Genomic DNA, 14,714 nt, shown 5'->3' on the forward strand with positions numbered 1-14,714 from the left:
AATAGTTCTTCCGCTCCGCAAAATTAAGAATAATATTTTTGTACGCTAATTATTTAGCGGTTTCTTTTTTCCTGTCATCAACACGTTTTTGCGCGATTGCCATAGCAGCCTGCTGAGTTGTGATGTTTTGAATTTCAGCAACGGTGAAGATCTCAAGGGTTGTATTGTAGATATTTTCAGTTCTTCTCATAGCTTCAGCCGAGTCATAACCTACAATTTCTGCATATACGTTAATAATACCACCTGCATTAATAAGGAAGTCAGGAGCGTAAAGAATACCTTTTTCTTTAAGTATCTGTCCGTGAACAACCTCGTTAGCAAGCTGGTTGTTTGCAGCGCCTGCAATAACTCTTGCTTTGATATTGTTGATAGTAGCATCATTAATAGTCGCACCAAGCGCACATGGAGCATAGATATCTACATCTGCACTGTAAACATCGTTACCACTATAAATAGTAGCACCATATTTGGCAGACATTTCCTGCATTCTTGCTTCGTTGATATCTGATATCTGAACCAGAGCACCTTCTTTAGTAAGGTAATCAATAAGTGTTTCACCTACGTGACCTGTACCTTGTACCAATACTTTTTTACCTGCAAGCTTATCGCTTCCAAACTGGTGCATGGCAGCGGCTTTCATACCCATGTAAACACCGTAAGCTGTTACAGGAGATGGGTTACCAGAACCACCTCTTTCTACAGATATACCTGTAACATATGGAGTAACATCGCGGATAAGATCCATATCGGCAGTTGTTGTACCTACATCTTCAGCAGTAATATATTTTCCGCTAAGAGAGTTAACATACTCACCGAATTTAGTGATCATTTCCGGAGTTTTGTCAATTTTAGAATCGCCTATGATAACAGCTTTACCTCCACCAAGGTTTAGTCCGGATATAGCCGACTTAAAAGTCATCCCGCGAGAAAGCCTTAAAACATCGTTAAGCGCTTCCCACTCATTAGCGTACTTCCACATTCTTGTTCCGCCTAATGCCGGACCTAAAACTGTATTGTGAACACCAATTATTGCTTTTAAACCAGTATCTTTGTCATGGCAAAAAACGATCTGCTCATGATCATTAAAAGATGCTTGTCCAAAAACAGGGTCTACTTTAGCTAGCTCGTTCGCCTTAATAACTTCTGTTACCATAATAATATTTTTTAAATTTGAAATTATTCAAAAACAGAAGACAAAATTACACATTTAATTAATATAAGATAAAATAAAAGCCTTTTTTTATCGATTCTACAATAATCGGTAGCTAATTTATATATATCAAAAAACCTTTAACAGAAGGGATTTTAACAAATAAGCTTAAATAAAAAACGCGTTTCGAAAAATACCATGAAAGAACTTCAGTATTTAAACAAATATTTTGTAAAATATAAATTTCAATTTCTTCTAGGAATTTTAATAACAATTGTAGCACAAATCTTCTCTTTGTTTACTCCCGAGTATATTAAAGATTCGATCACCGCTATAGAAAATTTTAAAAAAGGAGCCGCAACAGCAACAGATGTTCGTGCTGAGCTACTTACAAGCATATTAATGATTGTAGGCACAACACTTATTGCCGGTTTTTTAACCTTTTTAATGAGGCAGACGCTTATCGTAATGTCACGCCATGTAGAGTTTGACCTTAAAAATGAAGTATTTAGGCAATACGAAAACCTATCTCCAAGTTTCTACAAAAAAAATCGTACCGGCGACCTTATGAATCGTATCAGTGAAGATGTAGGCCGTGTACGTCAGTATGTGGGTCCCGCTATAATGTATACATTAAATACCGTGATAAGCTTTGCAGTGATCACGACACACATGTTTACTATATCGCCAAAACTTACTTTTTACACCCTGCTGCCGCTACCTATACTTGCCTACTCTATTTTCTGGATCAGCCAGCAGATAAATAAACGAAGTACTTTATACCAACAGAACCTTTCCAAACTTTCTACTTTTACACAGGAGATGTTTTCGGGCATACGTATAGTTAAAGCCTATTCACTGGAAAAGCAAAAAGGCGAAGACTTTAAAGCGCTTTCAAGGGACAGTGTTGCCAAAAATCTTAGCCTGGCAAAGGTAAACGCGCTTTTTGGACCATTCATGATATTACTAATAGGTATAAGCAACCTGGTTGTAATATATGTAGGTGGTATGATGTACCTTAATGGCAGCATTGCCGAAATTGGTATCATAGCCCAGTTTATACTATACATTAACCGACTTACATGGCCGGTAGCCTCTTTAGGATGGATATCTTCTATGATACAGGAAGCAGAAGCTTCTCAAAAAAGAATTAATGAGTTCCTTAAAATACAACCGGATATTCAAAACAATAATCCAAACCATACTCCTGTATTAGGACAAATTGAATTTAACGATGTAACCTTTACTTATGAGGACACCAACATCACCGCGCTCAAAAACGTATCGTTCTCTGTAAATAAAGGCGAGACACTTGCTATATTAGGACGTACGGGGTCCGGAAAATCTACCATACTCTCATTAATAAGCAGATTATATGATGTTGAGAAAGGTGAAATCTGCGTTGATGGTGAAAATGTAGAAGACCTAAACTTATACGACCTGCGCAATAGCGTTGGTTTTGTACCGCAGGATGCGTTCCTGTTTTCGGACAGCATAAGCAATAACATTAAGTTTGGTAAAGAAGAAGCTACCTACGATGAAATAGTAAGTGTTTCCCAAAAAGCTATGGTACACAATAACATTATAGCCTTCAACAAACAGTATGAAACCATACTTGGAGAACGCGGTATTACATTATCGGGTGGGCAAAAACAGCGTGTATCTATCGCAAGGGCAATGATAAAAGACGCACCTATATTATTGCTTGACGACTGCCTTTCTGCTGTAGATACAGAAACAGAAGAAGCAATACTTAATAACCTGCTGGAGTTCTGTAGAGATAAAACGACAATTATAGTGAGCCATAGGGTATCGTCTGCTAAAAATGCTGACAGGATCATCATTTTAGAAGACGGAGAAATACTGCAACAAGGCACTCACAACCAGTTAGTAAACCAACCCGGTTATTACAAAGAATTGTACTTAAAGCAACTTTCTGAAAAAGAAATGCAATAATTTGTTGGTTTATTTAGATTTTTTTTAGATTTTTGGTTTCTACATAAACCAAATTAAAAGAACGAAGGATTATGAGGGAAAATGACATGCTCGAAAAGGAAGAGATCTTTTCAAAAGTACTGAGGGCAGGGAGAAGGACATATTTCTTTGACGTAAGAGCTACTAAGGCTGATGATTATTACATAACCATTACCGAAAGCAAAAAGTTTACTGAAGAAGACGGTTCTTTCCATTTCAAGAAGCATAAAATCTATCTTTATAAAGAAGATTTCGCTGCTTTTACCGAAATACTTGAGGAAATGACCTCTTATGTACTGAACAACAAAGGCGAGGAAGTAATCTCTGAAAGACACCAAAAGGACTTTAGGAGACTGTTTGGTGAAAAAGGCGAAGAAGCCATTACCAGCGAAAGCTTTACCGATGTAAATTTTGACGATATTTAACCAACACCAACCGTCAAAAAACTAAAAAAATTATGAAGTCCGGATTCCGCTAAGGTTTTTGGACTTTTTTTATAGAATGAATTGTGCGGTAGTAGTGTCATTCTGAGCGCAGTGTAACGGAGTCGAAGAATCTCTCTCGTTAATTAGATCTCTCCACTCCGCGATGCTACTTACGAATGACAGCAGTGCTAAGATTGAAGCGTTTAGCTGCACCGCGATCACAATAAACATTACCCGCAACTCAATAGCTTCTCTAACCGATTCTCAATCCATTTTCTACTTTAAAATCGGGAGCCAGTAAAATAACATCGCCCTCCTGCCCTACAGCACCCAGTACCAGGCATTCACTCATAAACTTACCTATTTGCTTTTTAGGAAAGTTTACTACTGCAACAATCTGCCTGCCTGCCAAATCCTCCTTATTATAGCGTTTGGTAATCTGCGCTGATGATTTTCGTATGCCAATTTCAGCACCAAAATCAATAGTCAATTGGTATGCAGGTTTACGCGCCTCAGGAAAATCATTTGCTTCAATAATAGTTCCAACACGCATTTCCGTTTTTTCAAATTCTTCCCAGGTCAGCATTATCAATTCTTTTAGTTTAAAGTTAAAATCCTTATCTTGCTAAGATAACAGATTCTTACAAAATGGCAAACACATCATCAAACATGCTGCCTTTGGGCACAACTGCACCTGCATTCTGGCTTAAGAACACAAATTCCAACGGCCACTACTCTTTTGCACAGCTAAAAGGCGAAAAAGGTACACTTGTCATGTTTATATGCAACCATTGCCCTTTTGTACATCATGTTATGGAAGAGATCATTATGATTGCCAACGACTACCGCGTACAGGGCATTGGCATTCTAGCCATAAGCAGTAATGATATCGACCGATACCCTATGGATGGGCCGGAAAAAATGGCTGAATTTGCGTTTGAAAATAAAATGGATTTCCCTTACCTGTATGATGTTACCCAGGAAGTTGCAAAGGCTTTTGATGCTGCGTGCACCCCAGATTTTTACCTTTTCGACAGTGAAGACAAACTGGTATATCGTGGACAGATAGACGATTCACGCCCGGGAAACAATATTCCTTTAAGCGGTACCGACCTGAGAACTGCTATCGATGGCGTACTATACAACAGGAGTATACCTGAAAATCAAAAACCAAGCGTAGGTTGTGGAATTAAGTGGAAAATTGTAACGAAATAATTATTCTTGTTCAAGAACAATATCAATCGGCTTATTCATTTTTCTACCGAATTTAATAGCCGCCTGCTGGCTTTCGTTAGAACATAACACATACATATTGTAACTGTGTATTGGCAGTATAAGTGTTTTAAATTTACCTCCGTTTTCTTTACCGTCGATATCTACAATCTTTATGGCAAAACGATCTGCCTGAAATGTATTTGCAACCGATAAAAGGTAGTTATCTTTAGCAAACGGGAAAAAGTAACGCTCTTTCTTCGCTACAGCGCCTTCTTCAAGCCTTTTATTATCATCCCCGATACGATAATTCGATGTAAACTCCATTGGTTTGTTAGCACCTTTAAAGCTGTACATATTATTTATATTTATAAGATCTCTTCCAAGACTATCAACAACTGTAATCTTAAGGTTTTTGATGTTTTCTTTCTTACCCGCTTCGTGCACATCTAAAACAACATAGGATGTAAAATCGTAACCGCAATGCATAGCATTACCGCCGGGAAGCTGTGCCTTTACAGATAAAGCCAAAAGAGAAAGTATAATAAGTAACGTGTATTTCATAATATATGTGTTGTTGCAAAAGTATGATTATACCCTGTTACTTTCAAAAAGTATTCCAATATTGTTTATTATTACTGGTTGTTGGTTGGCAAATAAAAAAAGAAGGCCGCCCTTACCGGACAGCCTTCTAATATCTCATATCTCAATACTGAGAACTATTTTACATCTACAAGCTCAACATCAAAGATGAGTGTAGCTCCCGGAGGAATAACACCACCTGCACCACGCTCACCGTAACCTAAGTGAGATGGGATAACGAAACGAGCTTTATCACCTACCTGAAGTAAGGCAATACCTTCATCCCATCCTTCGATAACATGCCCTTTTCCAAGAGGAAAATCAATTGGCTGTTTTCTTTTGTATGAAGAATCAAATTCCTGACCGTTTTCAAGAGCACCTTTATAGTGTACAGAAACCGTTTTACCTTTTTCAGCTTGTTTTCCGTTACCTTTCTGGATGATTTTGTAACGTAGTCCGCTTTCGGTTTGCTCAAAACCTGCAGCAAGTTTCTCCATAGCTTCCTCAGCTTGTTTTTTAGCTTCAGCAAGGCGTTTTTCACGAGAACCTTCAAAAGTCCTGAACGCTTCAATAGCATTCCATTTCTGAGCTTCCTCACCTACACGGATAATTTCAACGCTTTCAAGAGCATCGCTACCCTGAATAGCATCAACTACATCCTGACCTTCAACAACTTTACCAAATACGGTATGCTTGTCATCTAACCATGGCGTAGCCACGTGAGTGATAAAAAATTGAGAACCATTTGAACCCGGACCTGCATTAGCCATAGAAAGAACACCCGGTGCATCATGCCTAAGCGATGGGTGGAATTCATCATCAAATTGGTAACCTGGGCCACCTGTACCTGTTCCAAGGGGGCATCCACCCTGAATCATGAAATCAGCGATAACACGGTGAAATTTAAGTCCGTCGTAATATGGTTTGCCCTGAGGCTTAATATCGTTTTCAAGGTTACCTTCTGCAAGGCCAACGAAGTTACCAACCGTACCCGGTGTAAGATCGTGTGTAAGTTTCACAAGGATAGCACCTTTAGCTGTATTGAATTTTGCGTAAATTCCGTTTTCCATTATGTCTGTTGTTTATTTTGAAGAGGCAAATTTACGAATTAATTCACTATTTTCAGTATCTCATTTTCATAACAAAAAGGTAAATTTGGAATTAAGAAAGCTAATCAATCAAAAAAGATGAAAAAAGAAGACGACTATCTATCTATAAATAAAAAAGCGTGGAACGATAAAACCGAAGTGCATGTAAATTCCGGATTTTATGACCTGCCGGGTTTTCTTGCCGGAAAATCAACCCTACAAGACATTGAACTGGCATTACTAGGTGATGTATCAGGCAAAAAGATATTACACCTGCAATGCCATTTTGGACAGGACACTATATCCTTCGCCCGTATGGGTGCCGAAGCTACCGGCGTAGACTTTTCTGAAAAAGCCATTGAAACCGCCCGTGATCTGTCTATTAAAACGGAAGCCTACACACGTTTTATCTGCTCTGATATTTACAGCCTCCATGAACATCTAAATGAAGAATTCGATATCGTGTTTACGAGCTATGGCACTATCGGCTGGCTGCCAGATCTTGAAAAATGGGCTTGGACAGTTTCTAAATTCCTGAAACCGGGTGGTACATTTGTATTTGCCGAATTTCACCCCGTTGTATGGATGTTTGATCCTGCCTTTGACAAAATAGCCTATCGCTATTTTAAAAGCGATGCCATTATAGAAACAGAACTGGGCACTTACGCAGACCTAACCACACCTGCCGAATACGAAATGGTAACCTGGAATCATAGCATAAGCGAAGTGGTTAACAACCTTATAGGGGCCGGACTTGAGATCAATTCGCTTAATGAATACGACTACTCACCATACAATTGTTTCCGCAGTACCGAAGAGTTTGCACCTGGCAAATACAGGATTGCGCATTTAGGCAACAATATACCTATGGTATACTCTATCAAAGCTACAAAAAAGTAATGCTTATTATTACTACTTTTGCGTAAACCTAAGTTAACAATGGAAAGCATATTCACCCCTCAGGGAAATAAAAATATAATAGACCGCATCGAGCAGCTAAGCCCAATAAGCCTCTCTCAATGGGGTAAAATGACAGTTAGCCAGATGCTGGAACACTGCCAACAACCTATAAAGGTAGCCTACGGCACGCTACACGTAAAACCGCAACGCCTTATGAGTTTCTTATTTGGCAAATCGGCTAAAAAGAAACTAGCTACCAAACAGCCGTTTGGAAAAGGAATGCCGACAGCGCAAGAGTTTAAAATATCGCACGAGCCTAATTTTGAGTCTGCCAAAAAGGAACTTATTGAACTTATTGAAGTGTTCGCGAAAGAAGGCCATGCAGCAATAAAGTTAGAAAAACACCCTTTCTTCGGCCACATGACCCACCATGAATGGGATTTACTTCAATGGAAACACCTTGACCACCATCTAAGGCAGTTTGGAGTATAAAAGTTATCTTGTTGTTGTGGATTTGATTATTCGTTATCAAATAACCGTATAATCAAATCCACAAACCAACAATCTTTGTAACTTTGCCACTCTGAAACTCTGAAACTTTATAAATGCGCATAGATATCATTACCGTACTTCCTGAATTGTTAAGAAGCCCATTTGAGGCCTCTATTCTTAAACGTGCACAAGACAAAGGCATCGTAGAAGTACACCTACACAATCTTAGGGATTACAGCACCAACAAACACAAAAACGTAGACGACTACCAGTTTGGCGGCGGCGCAGGCATGGTAATGAGCATTGAGCCTATAGACGCATGCATATCTAAACTAAAAGCAGAACGCGAATACGACGAGGTTATTTATATGAGCCCCGATGGCGAGACCCTTAATCAGGGAATGGCCAACCGCATGTCGCTTTTAAAAAACATCATTATACTTTGCGGACACTATAAAGGAGTAGACCAGCGTGTACGCGATCATTTTATTACAAAAGAGATTTCTATTGGTGATTTTGTACTTTCCGGTGGCGAACTGGCAGCCGCCGTTGTAGCCGATAGCATTATCCGTCTTATACCGGGAGTACTGAGCAACGAAACGTCAGCATTGACGGATAGTTTTCAGGATAACCTATTATCCCCTCCTATATACACACGCCCTGCGGAATATAAAGGATGGAAAGTTCCCGATGTATTGCTTAGCGGCAACTTTGCGGTTATAGACAAATGGCGTGAAGATATGGCGATGGAACACACAAAAACCAGAAGACCCGATCTATTAGAGTAGTTTAAAGTTTAGGATTTAAAGTTGCTTTGACTGTAGTAAAAAAACGCTACCGTTGAATCCCGAACATTTTCAGGAAAAAAACTTTAAAAATAAACGTCAAACATTAAACTTTAAACAAAAAAAATTATATTTGCACCCTAATTCGGATCAACCTCTGGCGAAAATCGTGAATGTTGCTTTGAATCAACTATTTAAAAATAAAAATCATGTCTGATTTAATTAAATTTGTACAAGACGAATTTGTAACAAAAAAAGATTTCCCTGAATTTAACGCAGGAGACACTATCACCGTTTATTATGAAATTAAAGAGGGTGAAAAAACAAGAACTCAGTTCTTTAAAGGTGTTGTAATCCAAAAAAGAGGCCCTGGAAGTACTCAAACATTTACTATCCGTAAAATGTCTGGTGCAGTTGGTGTAGAGCGTATTTTCCCGCTTAACATGCCGGCACTTCAAAAAATTGAACTTAACCAAAGAGGTAAAGTTAGAAGAGCTCGTATATTCTACTTCCGTGAACTTACTGGTAAAAAAGCTAAGATCAAAGAAAGAAGAAGAAGATAGTCTTCCCTCTTGGAACATATACAGAAACCTGCGCATTGCGCAGGTTTTTTTATGCCTTAAAATGAATGTGCTACAATTGCACAAATTATATACTCTATGATGGAGCAGCCATGTAAAAGAATTGGTGAAAATCTGTGGAATTCGTGGCTAAACTTTTTTTCTTTACTACCTTTGGGGTATGGATCCGATTTTTATTAAAATAGCCGACATTCGCGGCGGTGTACACTTTGTAAATATCAAGCATATTTATGAAGTAGAAGAAGTTACAAGCGCAAAAGCAAAACTTACCCACGTAAGATATTATTCAATTCCCGACTGCAAAGGACAGATAAACAAGGTAATCACAAAAGAATTTACCAATGTGCTGCTGGAAAGGATCAATCAGCTTAAGGAAAAGCCGTAACACTAATATCGGAAGGTCTTACTTAAAATATTGCGAATAGTAAAATAACTACAACGTTTTTTTACTAATTTACCAACACCCTGTTACATAAGATTTTCCTATATTTGCGAGCCTTGTTTTCTGTTGGGCTGCAGAAACTGCGACTGAGGGAAAACAACTCAAACAAACACACAAATAATATTAATAATCAGCCTTTCAGCGTTTGCCGAAAGGGTCATTAAACAACAAACACAATGTCCAAAACATCAAAAATCATTTATACGATAACTGATGAGGCCCCTATGCTGGCTACCCATTCATTACTTCCTATCGTGCAGGCGTTTACTGCACCTGCAGGAATAGAAGTTGAAACACGTGACATATCTCTTGCCGGAAGGATACTTGCCAACTTCCCGGAAAACCTAACCGAAAGCCAGAAAATTGGCGACGCGCTTACAGAACTTGGCCAACTGGCTAACACTCCTGAAGCTAACATCATCAAGCTTCCGAACATTTCGGCTTCTGTACCTCAGCTTAAAGCTGCTATCAAAGAACTTCAGTCTCAAGGTTATAACATCCCTAACCTTCCCGAAGAAGCAAAAACTGACGAAGAAAAAGCTGTAAAAGCTAAATACGCTAAAGTATTAGGATCTGCTGTTAACCCGGTATTACGTGAAGGTAACTCCGACCGTAGGGCACCAAAAGCAGTTAAAAACTACGCTAAAGCGCACCCGCACTCTATGGGTAAATGGGCTTCTGACTCTAAAACCCACGTTGCAAGTATGACAGAAGGTGACTTCTACGGCAGCGAAAAATCGGTTACTGTAAAAGAAGCTACCGATGTGAAAATTGAATTTACTGCTAACGACGGTACTGTTACCGTTCTTAAAGCAAGTACGCCGCTTAAAGCCGAAGAAGTTATTGACAGCTCTGCATTAAGCATTAATAAACTTAAAGCTTTTATTGCTGAAGAAGTAGAAAGCGCTAAACAACAGGGCGTTTTATTCTCTGTTCACCTTAAAGCTACCATGATGAAGGTTTCAGACCCTATCATTTTTGGTGCTATTGTAGAAGTATTCTTCAAAGATGTATTTGAAAAATATGCTGCATTATTTAAAGAGCTGGGCGTTGATACCCGCAACGGTCTTGGTGATGTTTATGCTAAAATTGCAGGACATGCCCAGGAAGCTGAAGTTAAAGCGGCTATCGATGCGGTTTACACTAAAGGCCCTGCTATTGCAATGGTAAACTCTGACAACGGAATCACTAACCTTCACGTGCCAAGCGATGTTATTGTTGATGCTTCTATGCCGGCAATGATTCGTACATCAGGACAGATGTGGAACGCTGAAGGAAAAAGCCAGGATACTAAAGCTATTATCCCGGACAGATGTTACTCTGGCGTTTATGTTGCTACAATTGAAGACTGTAAACTTCACGGTGCATTTAACCCGTCTACTATGGGAAGCGTACCAAACGTTGGGCTTATGGCTCAAAAAGCAGAAGAGTACGGATCTCATGATAAAACATTCCAGGCTACGTCTGACGGCGTTGTTAAAGTTGTAGACAACAATAATGGTACTGTATATATGGAGCAGAAAGTTGAGGCTGGTGATATCTTCAGAATGTGCCAGACTAAAGATGCACCTATTCAGGACTGGGTTAAACTTGCTGTAAACCGTGCAAGATTATCTGCTACTCCGGCTATCTTCTGGTTAGACGAGAACAGGGCTCACGATGTACAGATCATCGAAAAAGTAAAAACATACCTTAAAGACCACGATACTAACGGACTTGATATTCGTATCATGAACCCGGTTGATGCTACTAAATTCTCTCTTGAGAGAATCCGTAAAGGTGAGGACACAATATCGGTAACAGGAAATGTACTACGTGACTACCTTACTGACCTGTTCCCTATCCTTGAACTTGGTACGTCTGCAAAAATGCTTTCTATCGTTCCGTTAATGAACGGTGGCGGATTGTTTGAAACCGGTGCGGGAGGTTCTGCCCCTAAACACGTTCAGCAATTTGTAGAAGAAGGTTACCTTCGTTGGGATTCTCTTGGTGAATTCCTTGCGCTTGGTGTATCTTTAGAGCACCTTGGTCAGACTTTAGGTAACGATAAAGCACTTGTATTAAGCGAAACGCTTGATGCTGCTAACGAGAAATTCCTTGAAAACGACAAGTCTCCTGCTCGTAGGGTTGGCGAAATTGATAACCGTGGTTCTCATTTTTACCTTGCTCTTTACTGGGCACAGGCACTTGCTGCACAAACTAAAGATGCCGAACTAAAAGCTAAGTTTACAGAGATTGCAAAAGACCTTACTGAAAACGAAGCTAAAATTGACGCTGAACTTATTGGTTCGCAAGGTAAAGCTCAGGAAATAGGCGGTTACTACCACCCTAACTATGAGCTTACAGACAAAGCAATGAGGCCTAGTGCAACATTTAATGCTATACTTTCTAAACTGGTTTAATCCCTGGTTTATCATATTATTTAGAAGCTATCCGAAAGGGTAGCTTTTTTTATGTAAAAAACTACACTCCTACTACGTGCTAACCTTTACTCACACCAGTTAGTATAATAAATAGGCTATTTCGTATTAATTAATTGTAATATAATGTAACATATGATACTTTAGCTCGTCTAATGCCGTTATAACAAAGGTTCAGAAACAAACCGTAATTATTTGGGGAAATAATCATATTCTGAATAAGAGTTCAATCATCAATCAATCCCGGATTGCCTAACCACAATCTGAAAAACAAACAAAGCATGATCTTACAAAAAAAAGGATACTTTACCGTACTCCTTCTGTTGATTTTTAGTACTGTATTTGCACAGGAAAAATTCACACTAAGCGGCACCATCGCCGACGACAGCAGCAACGAAACCCTTATTGGCGCCAGCATATATATTAAGGAACTGCAAAAAGGAATCACTACTAATGAATATGGCTTTTATTCCATTTCGCTTCCCGCAGGAACTTATACGGTTCAGGTTAGCTACGTAAGCTTTATTACACGTGAAGAAACTATTACACTAAACAGCAACATCCGTAAAAACTACAACCTGTCTACCGACAGCAAGGAGTTGGAAGAGATAGTAATATCTGATAATGTAAAAAGGGCTGATATAAAGCGGCCTGAAATGAGCGTTAACAGGCTATCGGCAGAAGAAATAAAGAAAATGCCGGTAGTGATGGGGGAAGTAGATGTTTTAAAATCGCTGCTGACTTTACCCGGAGTAACTAACGCAGGCGAAGGCGCTTCAGGCTTCAATGTACGTGGAGGATCTGCAGATCAAAATCTTATACTGCTTGATGAAGCCACCATTTATAATTCTTCCCACTTATTTGGGTTTTTCTCTGTTTTTAATTCAGACGCTATAAAAGAACTTAAGCTTTACAAAGGTGGTATTCCTGCCCGTTTTGGCGGAAGGTTATCTTCGGTTCTTGATATTTACCAAAAGGAAGGCAATAAGAAAGATTTTCATATGACGGGCGGTATCGGTGCAATTTCAAGCCGCATACTGGCGGAAGGGCCTATCGTTAAAGACAAAGCATCTTTTCTTATAGGCGGAAGGGCATCGTATGCTCACCTGTTCCTTAAACTCGCAGACAACGACAACTCTGCTTACTTCTACGACCTCAATACTAAATTAAGCTATAAGCTAGGAGAGAATGACAACCTGTACCTTTCAGGTTATTTTGGGCGTGATTTACTTGACATCAGCGATAATTTCAGCAATGTATATGGTAATGCCGTTTTAAACCTTCGTTGGAATCACCTGTTCAGCGACAAGCTATTCTCAAACACCAGTTTGATATATAGCGATTACTATTATGGACTTGAACTTGGCTTTATTGGTTTGAAATGGGATTCAGGAATCAAGAATTACAACTTTAAATACGACCTTAAACATTACCTTACCGATAAGCTGAAACTGAATTATGGTGTTAATGCCATTTACTACGATTTCAACCCCGGTACTGTAAAGCCTGTCGGAGAAGATTCTGCTATTAATTTCAGGCAATTGGAAAAGAAACATGCCTTTGAGCCTGCGTTGTATATTGATGCCGAACAGGAACTTACTGACAATATTTCGGTAAGTTACGGACTACGTTACAGTATGTTTTATCGTTTAGGCCAGCAAAATGTAAATGTTTATGCTAATAACCAGGCGGTAACTTTTGACAATGAACTTAAAATATATGAAAAGGCTACGCCAACAGGTACGCAGCATTACGGCAGCGGTAAAACTATAGCCGATTTCAACAATTTTGAACCGCGTGTGGGCGTTGCCTTTAAACTTGACAATAACCAGTCGATTAAAGCGAGTTACAACCGCATGGTGCAATACCTTCACCTCATAACAAACACCTCATCTCCTACTCCACTTGATGTTTGGGCACCTAGTGATAACTTTACCAAACCGGAATTATTGGATCAGGTTGCTTTGGGATATTTTAGGAATTTTAAAGATGACACTTACACCCTTGAAGTTGAGTCATTTTATAAAAAGGTAAAGAACAAACTGGACTATATAGACGGTGCCGACCTTATTGCTAATGAAGCTATTGAGCAGGTGTTACTTAACGGACGCGCAAGATCGTATGGCTTAGAAGTGCTTTTCCGCAAGAATAAAGGAAAGCTGACAGGCTGGGTGTCCTATACGCTCTCGCGAACTGAACAACAAACTCCCGGCAGGACTCTTGAGGAGACAGGTATTAATAATGGCCAATGGTACCGTGCAGGTTATGACAAGACACACAACCTATCCATTACCGGATCATACCAGCATACCGACAAATGGTCGTTTGGGGCGATTTTCGCACTACAATCGGGACAGCCGGCAACCTTTCCCGACGGTCAGTACCAGTATGGCAACATAAATATTCCTGTATTTGGAGCACGTAACGAAGACCGCCTGCCTATGTACCACCACTTAGATGTTTCGGCAACGTATGTTCCGAAGCCCGAAAAGAAAAAAGGATGGCAGGGCGAATGGGTGTTTAGTATCTATAACCTGTACAACAGGCAGAATGCTGCATCTATGACTTTCAGGCAGAATGAAGACAGCGGAAGAAACGAAGCCGTAAGGCTTTCAATCTTCGGTGTGATTCCGAGCGTTACGTACAACTTTAAATTTTAAGCA

The 14,714-nt window shown here is 39.5% G+C and carries 14 protein-coding genes; 10 read left to right on the top strand and 4 right to left on the bottom strand.

Annotation, left to right across the window (positions count from 1 at the left end; translation table 11 throughout):
* Positions 1–49 precede the first annotated feature (49 nt).
* Positions 50–1,153 (bottom strand): leucine dehydrogenase, encoded by a 1,104-nt coding sequence (locus ALW18_04295; GenBank protein AOE51803.1) that lies wholly within the window; start codon positions 1,151–1,153, stop codon positions 50–52.
* A 195-nt stretch (positions 1,154–1,348) separates the two neighbouring features.
* Here ALW18_04295 and ALW18_04300 point away from each other — a divergent pair, with 195 nt between their 5' ends.
* Positions 1,349–3,106 (top strand): ABC transporter, encoded by a 1,758-nt coding sequence (locus ALW18_04300; protein ID AOE51804.1) that lies wholly within the window; start codon positions 1,349–1,351, stop codon positions 3,104–3,106.
* 71 nt (positions 3,107–3,177) lie between these two features.
* A complete protein-coding gene (locus tag ALW18_04305; GenBank protein AOE51805.1) occupies positions 3,178–3,549 on the top strand; it encodes a DNA-binding protein in 372 nt (123 codons plus the stop codon).
* Positions 3,550–3,802: 253 nt separating this feature from the next.
* Here ALW18_04305 and ALW18_04310 read toward each other — a convergent pair whose 3' ends face one another.
* Positions 3,803–4,138, bottom strand: a complete 336-nt coding sequence (locus tag ALW18_04310) for a tRNA-binding protein (GenBank protein ID AOE54306.1) — start codon at positions 4,136–4,138, stop codon at positions 3,803–3,805.
* 59 nt (positions 4,139–4,197) lie between these two features.
* On the opposite strand from ALW18_04310, the gene ALW18_04315 reads away from it, so the two are divergent.
* Positions 4,198–4,764, top strand: coding sequence for an alkyl hydroperoxide reductase (locus ALW18_04315; GenBank protein AOE51806.1), 567 nt, complete (start codon positions 4,198–4,200; stop codon positions 4,762–4,764).
* On the opposite strand, the gene ALW18_04320 is transcribed toward ALW18_04315, so the two are convergent.
* Together ALW18_04320 and ALW18_04325 are read right to left on the bottom strand one after the other, a co-directional pair.
* A complete protein-coding gene (locus tag ALW18_04320; GenBank protein AOE51807.1) occupies positions 4,765–5,325 on the bottom strand; it encodes a hypothetical protein in 561 nt (186 codons plus the stop codon).
* A gap of 155 nt (positions 5,326–5,480) precedes the next feature.
* Positions 5,481–6,413: a peptidylprolyl isomerase gene (locus ALW18_04325; protein AOE51808.1), complete on the bottom strand. Its 933-nt coding sequence runs from the start codon at positions 6,411–6,413 to the stop codon at positions 5,481–5,483.
* Between the two features lie 117 nt (positions 6,414–6,530).
* On the opposite strand from ALW18_04325, the gene ALW18_04330 reads away from it, so the two are divergent.
* The 7 genes from ALW18_04330 (at position 6,531) to ALW18_04360 (ending at position 14,711) form a co-directional block, all read left to right on the top strand.
* Entirely contained in the window at positions 6,531–7,331 is an 801-nt protein-coding gene (locus ALW18_04330) for a methyltransferase type 12 (protein AOE51809.1), read from the top strand.
* Between the two features lie 39 nt (positions 7,332–7,370).
* Positions 7,371–7,823: a hypothetical protein gene (locus ALW18_04335; protein ID AOE51810.1), complete on the top strand. Its 453-nt coding sequence runs from the start codon at positions 7,371–7,373 to the stop codon at positions 7,821–7,823.
* Positions 7,824–7,936: 113 nt separating this feature from the next.
* Positions 7,937–8,611, top strand: coding sequence for a tRNA (guanine-N1)-methyltransferase (locus ALW18_04340; GenBank protein ID AOE51811.1), 675 nt, complete (start codon positions 7,937–7,939; stop codon positions 8,609–8,611).
* Between the two features lie 206 nt (positions 8,612–8,817).
* Positions 8,818–9,171 carry a 50S ribosomal protein L19 gene (locus tag ALW18_04345; protein AOE51812.1) on the top strand — a complete coding sequence of 118 codons (354 nt, stop codon included), beginning with the start codon at positions 8,818–8,820 and terminating at the stop codon, positions 9,169–9,171.
* 178 nt (positions 9,172–9,349) lie between these two features.
* The gene (locus tag ALW18_04350) at positions 9,350–9,574 is read left to right on the top strand and encodes a hypothetical protein (protein AOE51813.1); all 225 of its coding nucleotides are present in this window, start codon (positions 9,350–9,352) and stop codon (positions 9,572–9,574) included.
* Positions 9,575–9,807: 233 nt separating this feature from the next.
* A complete protein-coding gene (locus tag ALW18_04355; protein AOE51814.1) occupies positions 9,808–12,033 on the top strand; it encodes an isocitrate dehydrogenase in 2,226 nt (741 codons plus the stop codon).
* A 299-nt stretch (positions 12,034–12,332) separates the two neighbouring features.
* Positions 12,333–14,711 carry a collagen-binding protein gene (locus ALW18_04360; protein AOE51815.1) on the top strand — a complete coding sequence of 793 codons (2,379 nt, stop codon included), beginning with the start codon at positions 12,333–12,335 and terminating at the stop codon, positions 14,709–14,711.
* Positions 14,712–14,714 lie beyond the last annotated feature (3 nt).

This window comes from Flavobacterium psychrophilum (genome assembly GCA_001708385.1).
GTDB classification, from domain to species: Bacteria; Bacteroidota; Bacteroidia; order Flavobacteriales; family Flavobacteriaceae; genus Flavobacterium; species Flavobacterium psychrophilum_A.

What these genes read in the sequence shown, in the direction of transcription:
- ALW18_04335 (AOE51810.1), top strand. Translation starts at nt 7,371, where the DNA reads ATGGAAAGCATATTCACCCCTCAGGGAAATAAAAATATAATAGACCGC.
- ALW18_04325 (AOE51808.1), bottom strand. Translation starts at nt 6,413, where the DNA reads ATGGAAAACGGAATTTACGCAAAATTCAATACAGCTAAAGGTGCTATC.
- ALW18_04345 (AOE51812.1), top strand. Translation starts at nt 8,818, where the DNA reads ATGTCTGATTTAATTAAATTTGTACAAGACGAATTTGTAACAAAAAAA.
- ALW18_04340 (AOE51811.1), top strand. Translation starts at nt 7,937, where the DNA reads ATGCGCATAGATATCATTACCGTACTTCCTGAATTGTTAAGAAGCCCA.
- ALW18_04330 (AOE51809.1), top strand. Translation starts at nt 6,531, where the DNA reads ATGAAAAAAGAAGACGACTATCTATCTATAAATAAAAAAGCGTGGAAC.
- ALW18_04295 (AOE51803.1), bottom strand. Translation starts at nt 1,153, where the DNA reads ATGGTAACAGAAGTTATTAAGGCGAACGAGCTAGCTAAAGTAGACCCT.
- ALW18_04300 (AOE51804.1), top strand. Translation starts at nt 1,349, where the DNA reads ATGAAAGAACTTCAGTATTTAAACAAATATTTTGTAAAATATAAATTT.
- ALW18_04320 (AOE51807.1), bottom strand. Translation starts at nt 5,325, where the DNA reads ATGAAATACACGTTACTTATTATACTTTCTCTTTTGGCTTTATCTGTA.
- ALW18_04360 (AOE51815.1), top strand. Translation starts at nt 12,333, where the DNA reads ATGATCTTACAAAAAAAAGGATACTTTACCGTACTCCTTCTGTTGATT.
- ALW18_04355 (AOE51814.1), top strand. Translation starts at nt 9,808, where the DNA reads ATGTCCAAAACATCAAAAATCATTTATACGATAACTGATGAGGCCCCT.
- ALW18_04350 (AOE51813.1), top strand. Translation starts at nt 9,350, where the DNA reads ATGGATCCGATTTTTATTAAAATAGCCGACATTCGCGGCGGTGTACAC.
- ALW18_04315 (AOE51806.1), top strand. Translation starts at nt 4,198, where the DNA reads ATGGCAAACACATCATCAAACATGCTGCCTTTGGGCACAACTGCACCT.
- ALW18_04305 (AOE51805.1), top strand. Translation starts at nt 3,178, where the DNA reads ATGAGGGAAAATGACATGCTCGAAAAGGAAGAGATCTTTTCAAAAGTA.